Genomic DNA, 6,358 nt, shown 5'->3' with positions numbered 1-6,358 from the left:
GATCAGGAGTGCGGCGTGAACCGCTTCGACGCACCTCCTGCAACAAACAGAAGCGGACATCTGATGTGCTACAAAAACCGGACAACTTGAAAAGCTACCGACACTAGGCTTAAGGCTGCCGATCGCGCCGGTGAAATATCCGCTGCAAGCCTAGCGTTTTGGCTCGATAAGGTCCCAGAGATTTCCATAAAGGTCGGCGAAAACCGCGACCGTGCCATAAGCCTCGTGGCGTGGAGCTTCGCGGAACTCGACGCCTTTTTCGAGCATCAGCGCATGGTCGCGGGCAAAATCGTCGGTTTCGAGGAACAAAAAGACCCGCCCGCCGGTCTGGTTGCCGACGGCGTGCCTTTGCGCTTCGCCGGATGCTTCGGCGAGAAGCAGCCGCGCGCCCTGCCCTTTGCGCGGCGTGATCGTGACCCAGCGTTTGCCGCCGCCGAGATCCACATCTTCGGTGAGGACAAAACCCAGCCGGTCGACATACCACGAGATCGCCTCGTCATAATTTGCGACGACAAGCGCGACCGTGGCAATGCTGCGGTGTTCGGCAAAACCGGTCATTTGTTCCTGATCGAAAAACGCCCGACGATACGGCGCTCAGTGATGTCATAAACGAAGATGGCGCGGCTGCCGTCGGGCAGCTCGGCGTCGATCGACAGGTGATTGCCGGAGAGCGATTGGCTGATCACCCTGGCGCCGACCGGCAGCACGATGTCGCCGTTGACCGTTTCGCCGATCGGCACCTGGATGTCGCTGCTTAGCGGAGGGGCGGCAGGCGGCGCGTTGCGCGCTTTGTAGACAAGTGCTGCGATCACCACCATAAGGGCGAGGAACAGCAGGCCGAGATTGATGGCGACGAAGCGGACGAGCTTCCTCCGCACCTTTTCGACCTCGGGGTCGAGCGACTTTTCCTCGTCTTCGTCGGCAAGCGGCCGGGCCATGGCAGCAGATTCCGGAACTGTTTTCGATGAGCGCTCATAACGAAGAGGTCAGACAATTAATAGGGGCCGGACCGATCGTCCTGGAGGCGGGCGCTGATGCGGCCGGCCAGCGGCTCGACCAATGGCTGGCGGCCAGGCTCGGCCCCGACATGTCGCGCAGCCGGGTACAGATGCTGATAAAGCAGGGCGCCGTCAGGATCGGCGGCAGGCCAGCCAGCGAAACGAAGCGCAAGATGGCACAAGGTGACAGCGTGTCGGTCGACATGCCGGAGCCGGAACCGGCGGAGCCGCAAGGCGAAGATATTGCGCTGGACGTCCTCTACGAGGACAGCGAGCTGATCGTCATCAACAAGCCGGCCGGGCTGGTCGTGCATCCCGGCGCCGGCAACTGGACCGGCACGCTGGTCAACGCGCTGATCCATCATTGCGGTGATAGCCTGTCGGGCATCGGCGGCGTGAGACGGCCGGGCATCGTCCACCGCCTCGACAAGGAGACCAGCGGCGTCATGGTCGTCGCCAAGACCGATCGCGCCCACAAGGCGTTGTCGGAGGCCTTTGCCGACCACGGCCTGACCGGCGATCTCGAGCGGGCGTATCTGGCGTTGGTCTGGGGCATACCGGCAAGGCCGACCGGGACGGTCGACGCGCCGCTCGGCCGCGCCGCCGACCGGGTACGCCGCGCCGTGGTGCCGCAAGGCCGCGACGATGCCCGCCACGCCGTCACGCATTTCACCGTCGTTGAGCGCTTTGGCGAGCAGCAGCAGGAATTCGCCACGGCGAGCCTGGTCGAATGCCGGCTGGAAACCGGTCGCACTCACCAGATACGCGTCCACATGGCCCATATCGGCCATCCGGTGATTGGCGACCCCGAATACGGCCAGGCTTTCCGCACCAAGGCCAATCGGTTGCCCGAGCCGCTAAGAAGCAAGGTAAAGGCGTTTCCGCGACAAGCTTTGCACGCCCGCCTCCTTGCATTTCGGCATCCGGATACCCATCTAACGATGAGGTTCGAAGCACCGATACCGTGGGACATGGAGGAACTCGTCGACGGCTTCCGCAAGCTCTGAACCAACCACCTGAAAACCTGACCGGCGTTGTTCACTTCAACGTGACACACTGTTTCGTGTTGAACAAATGCCTGTCTTTCTGGTTTTGTTCCTATATATGTCGGTTGGCGCGAATGTGCCTTTGGCATTCGCGCCACATGCCCGCCGCGTTTCGGGGGCATCACTCCAATAGAGAGGGGGCGCTATCATGGCCCAGTCATTACCCAGTATCGTTTCCGGCGAAGGCGGTCTCAGCCGCTACCTGGAAGAAATCCGCCGCTTTCCGATGCTTCAGCCGCAGGAAGAGTACATGCTCGCCAAGCGCTATGCCGAGCATGAGGACACCACGGCTGCGCACAAGCTCGTCACCAGCCACCTTCGGCTCGTCGCCAAGATCGCCATGGGCTATCGCGGCTATGGCCTGCCGATCGGTGAGGTGATCTCGGAAGGCAATGTCGGCCTGATGCAGGCCGTCAAGAAATTCGAACCGGAGCGCGGTTTCCGTCTCGCCACCTATGCGATGTGGTGGATCAAGGCCTCTATCCAGGAATACATCCTGCGCTCGTGGAGCCTGGTCAAGATGGGCACCACCGCCAACCAGAAGCGCCTGTTCTTCAACCTGCGCAAGGTGAAGGGCAAGATCCAGGCGCTCGACGAAGGCGATTTGAAGCCCGACCAGATCACCGAGATTGCCACCCGGCTGAACGTCTCGGAAGCGGAAGTCGTGTCGATGAACCGCCGTCTGTCGGGCGACGCCTCGCTCAATGCGCCCATCCGGGCCAGTGAAGGCGAGTCCGGCGAATGGCAGGACTGGCTGGTCGACGACCACGAAAGCCAGGAAGAGATGCTGATCGAGCAGGACGAGCTGGAAAACCGGCGCGGCATGCTGTCGGGCGCTCTTGCCGTGCTCAACGACCGCGAACGCCGCATCTTCGAGGCGCGCCGCCTCGCCGATGAGCCGTTGACGCTTGAAGAGCTGTCGGCCGAGTTCGATATCAGCCGCGAGCGCGTGCGCCAGATCGAGGTGCGCGCCTTCGAGAAGGTGCAGGACGCGGTCAAGGCCGCAGCCAAGCGCCAGACGCAGGCGCTGCGCACCATCGAGGCGCAGCCGGCGGCGTAAGGCCTTCCAAGGGAACAAATAACGGCGGCGTCAGGTAACTGGCGCCGCCGTTTCTTTTTAGAGGGTTGCCGGTTCCGCGGCGCCTTTTGCGGATGTCCGATCCGCCGTCGTAATTGCTCAGTAGTCTCGCCATGGCGTCCGCAGACGATCTCATCCACAGCGGTATTATCGCAATTTTCCCCAAGCCCTGAAAACCGCAACGCTGCAAGCTGTAGCGGCAATGTTCCGCGCCGACCGGGGCATTTCAAAACCCGGCGCTTGCGACAGGCGGGGGCGACAACGGGCGCCGGGGCCGCGCCGGGCAGTTGAGCCTATTGAAAACGAAAGGCAGTGTGACGATGACCATTTCTCCGTTCCTGGCCGCTCTCGGATCCGAAGGTCCGCCAGCCGACCGAGCGAAAGACATGGCCCTGTATGGATGGCTAATTGGAAGCTGGGAAATGGACTCGGTCCACTACCTCGACGACGGCGCAATCCAAAAATGGGATGGCGAATGCCATTTTGGCTGGGTGCTCGAAGGCCGCGCGATTCAGGACGTTTGGATCAGGCCCAAGCGCCCTGCGCCGTCGACGATGTATGGTACGACCTTGCGCATCTTCGACCCTGGGATCGATGGCTGGCATATCATATGGAACGACCCGCTCAACCAGGATCGCTCGCGCCAGATCGGCCGGGCCGAGGGTAAGGACATTGTCCAGCTCGGCAATGACTCGCGCGGTCTGCAAACTCGATGGCGTTTCACTGAGATCACTGCCACCAGCATCCATTGGATCGGCGAGGAAAGATCTTCCGAGAGCGATCCTTGGCAAATCACGTATGAACATTTAGCCCGCCGAACAAAACCCTGACGCTGGACTGGCTGGCGTCTGCGCTGCTCCTCATCCGGCTGCCACCACCGTCTTCCCGCATGGACCTCTCGGATTCAAACATCGCAAAAATCGAATCAGGATCAATAACTTGGATGACCATCGCAGAACGATGAGGGCGGCGCCGAGTTTGAATGGCACTGTAATGCCAGCGACCCATCTCCTCACAGGCAATCGAGCGGAAATTTCAGATAGCGCCGCCCGTTGGATTCCGGTTCCGGCAGGCGTCCGCCATTCATATTGACCTGCAGCGCGTGCAGGATCAGCCGCGGCATCGGCAACGTCCTGTCGCGGGCTTGGCGGAGCGCGACGAAGTCGGCTTCCGTCTTGCAGCCGGCAACATGGATGTTGCCGGCTTTCTGCTCCGCGACCGTGCTTTCCCAGCGCGCTTCGCGATCGCCCGGCTGGTAGTCGTGACCGACGAACAGACGTGTCTCGTCCGGCAGCGCCAGGATGTCCTCGATCGAGTGCCAGAGCCGCTCGGCACTGCCGCCGGGAAAGTCTGTCCTGGCGGTCCCGCTGTCCGGTATGAACAGCGTGTCGTGGATGAAGGCGGCGTCGCCGATGACGTAAGTGATCGAGGCCAGTGTGTGGCCCGGCGAGAACAGCACTCTTGCCGGAAGGCGGCCGACCGAAAAAGTTGCGCCGTCGGCGAACAGCCTGTCCCATTGCGAACCGTCGGCGGGGAATTCCGGCCAGTTGTAGATCACCTTCCACAATTTCTGGACGTCGATGACCTTTTCGCCGATTGCCGTCGGCGCTCCGGTTCTCCCCCTCAGATAATGGGCGGCGGAGAAATGATCGGCATGCGGATGCGTGTCGAGGATCCACTCGACCTCCAGCCCGCTTTCCCTGACGAAGTCGAGCAGGGCGTCGGCATTTTTCGTTGCCGTTGTACCGGACCTTTCGTCGAAGTCGAGCACCGGATCGATGATGGCGCATTTGCGGGTCGCCATGTCGGCGACCACATACTGGACGGACCCGCTCGGCTTGTCATAGAAGCCGGTGACCTGCGACCTGGCCGATAATGCGTCCAATCCCAGCCCCCTTGATCCTCACCGTGGCAGGAATGACTTTCTCTGCCACGGCAAATGAAAGGCATGGTTGTCCGTCAACCAGGCGCCGTCAAGCACCCCATGCTCATACGGCCAAGAAAACCGAAAATTCTCCGTGCCGCCTCTGCCTGCTCAGGCGGAAGGCTGCTTGGTTTTCCTGAGATATGGCAGGATTGTCTCGTAGGCGCCGAAACGCTTGATGGCATCTTCATTCGAGACGGCAGCGGTGATGATGACGTCCTCGCCCTGCTTCCAGTTCGCCGGCGTCGCCACCTGGTGCTTGGCGGTCAGCTGCATGGAATCGATGGCGCGCAGGATTTCGTCGAAGTTGCGGCCGGTCGTCATCGGGTAGGTGAGAACCAGCTTGATCTTCTTGTCGGGCCCGATGACGTAGACCGAGCGCACCGTGGCATTGTCCGCCGGCGTGCGGCCTTCCGAGCTCTCGCCGGCACCCGCCGGCAGCATCTCGTAAAGCTTGGCGACCTTGAGATCCTTGTCGCCGATCAGCGGGTAGTTCACCGAATGGCCGGTCGCGGTCTTGATGTCGTTCTGCCACTTTTCATGGCTTTGGACGGGATCGACCGAGATGCCGATGATCTTGACGTTGCGCTTCCTGAACTCGCCTTCGAGCCCGGCCATCGTGCCGAGTTCGGTCGTGCAAACCGGCGTAAAGTTCTTCGGATGGCTGAACAATACTGCCCAGCCGTCGCCGATCCATTCATGGAAGCTGATCGGTCCTTGCGTGGTCTCAGCGGTGAAGTCCGGTGCGATATCGTTGATACGAAGGCTCATGGCGTGTCCCTACCCTGTGAGTGCAGATCGCAGCCGGCGTTGACCGGCGCTGCTTTTGCCTTTCTATCACTCCGGCGTCATCCTTCAAATGCCTGTTGCGCCGGCATCAAGGCCGGCGGCGAAATATTTTCATTGCTTCTCGGCAAATGCCGCAGGAATTTTCGCTGCGCTGGCTCAGGCCTTGTTCACTGCCAGCGTCGTCGCCAGGTCTTCCATGCGCTGGGCCAGCGCGCCGAGCGCCCCGGTCAGCGCGGAATCGTTCTTGTCGGCCTTGGTCAGTGCGTCGTCGCGCGTCTTGCGCAGCGTCAGCACTTCGCTTTCCATGCCCTTGACCCGCTTTTGCAGTTCCGAAAGCTCGTCCATGACCATGATGCCGGCCATCACGGTCAGCCGCTGGTCGCCAATCTCGCCAAAAGAATCCTTCAGATGCGAAACATAGCGGTCGAAGCGCTCGGCAAGATCGATCAGATGCTCTTCCTGGCCCTCGTCGCAGGCCATCCGATACTGCTTGCCGTCAATGGAAACCGTGACTTGTGCCATT

The 6,358-nt window shown here is 61.3% G+C and carries 8 protein-coding genes; 3 read left to right on the top strand and 5 right to left on the bottom strand.

Features of this window, described 5'->3' with window-relative positions; translation table 11 throughout:
* Nucleotides 1-150: 150 nt before the first annotated feature.
* Complete coding sequence (locus tag NKI29_RS14580) at nucleotides 151-558, bottom strand: VOC family protein (RefSeq protein WP_352796557.1); 408 nt, start codon at nucleotides 556-558, stop codon at nucleotides 151-153.
* Nucleotides 555-938 carry a fimbrial protein gene (locus tag NKI29_RS14575; RefSeq protein WP_352796554.1) on the bottom strand — a complete coding sequence of 128 codons (384 nt, stop codon included), beginning with the start codon at nucleotides 936-938 and terminating at the stop codon, nucleotides 555-557. Before NKI29_RS14575 ends, NKI29_RS14580 begins: the two co-directional genes overlap by 4 nt.
* A gap of 26 nt (nucleotides 939-964) precedes the next feature.
* On the opposite strand from NKI29_RS14575, the gene NKI29_RS14570 reads away from it, so the two are divergent.
* From NKI29_RS14570 to NKI29_RS14560, 3 genes are all read left to right on the top strand, one after another.
* On the top strand, nucleotides 965-2,005 hold the full coding sequence (locus NKI29_RS14570; RefSeq protein ID WP_352571978.1) for an RluA family pseudouridine synthase: 1,041 nt from the start codon (nucleotides 965-967) through the stop codon (nucleotides 2,003-2,005).
* 187 nt (nucleotides 2,006-2,192) lie between these two features.
* Nucleotides 2,193-3,104, top strand: a complete 912-nt coding sequence (gene rpoH / locus NKI29_RS14565; RefSeq protein ID WP_023678514.1) for an RNA polymerase sigma factor RpoH — start codon at nucleotides 2,193-2,195, stop codon at nucleotides 3,102-3,104.
* Between the two features lie 338 nt (nucleotides 3,105-3,442).
* Nucleotides 3,443-3,952, top strand: coding sequence for a hypothetical protein (locus NKI29_RS14560; RefSeq protein WP_352796552.1), 510 nt, complete (start codon nucleotides 3,443-3,445; stop codon nucleotides 3,950-3,952).
* Between the two features lie 182 nt (nucleotides 3,953-4,134).
* Here NKI29_RS14560 and NKI29_RS14555 read toward each other — a convergent pair whose 3' ends face one another.
* From NKI29_RS14555 to NKI29_RS14545, 3 genes are all read right to left on the bottom strand, one after another.
* The gene (locus tag NKI29_RS14555) at nucleotides 4,135-5,007 is read right to left on the bottom strand and encodes an MBL fold metallo-hydrolase (protein WP_352571980.1); all 873 of its coding nucleotides are present in this window, start codon (nucleotides 5,005-5,007) and stop codon (nucleotides 4,135-4,137) included.
* 150 nt (nucleotides 5,008-5,157) lie between these two features.
* A complete protein-coding gene (locus NKI29_RS14550; protein ID WP_023678511.1) occupies nucleotides 5,158-5,817 on the bottom strand; it encodes a peroxiredoxin in 660 nt (219 codons plus the stop codon).
* 174 nt (nucleotides 5,818-5,991) lie between these two features.
* The gene (locus NKI29_RS14545; RefSeq protein ID WP_023678510.1) at nucleotides 5,992-6,357 is read right to left on the bottom strand and encodes a cell division protein ZapA; all 366 of its coding nucleotides are present in this window, start codon (nucleotides 6,355-6,357) and stop codon (nucleotides 5,992-5,994) included.
* Nucleotide 6,358 lies beyond the last annotated feature (1 nt).

The sequence above is a fragment of the Mesorhizobium sp. M0678 genome, assembly GCF_040320505.1.
In the GTDB taxonomy this organism is placed as follows: Bacteria; Pseudomonadota; Alphaproteobacteria; order Rhizobiales; family Rhizobiaceae; genus Mesorhizobium.
This window is presented reverse-complemented; position numbering and strand designations above follow the sequence as displayed.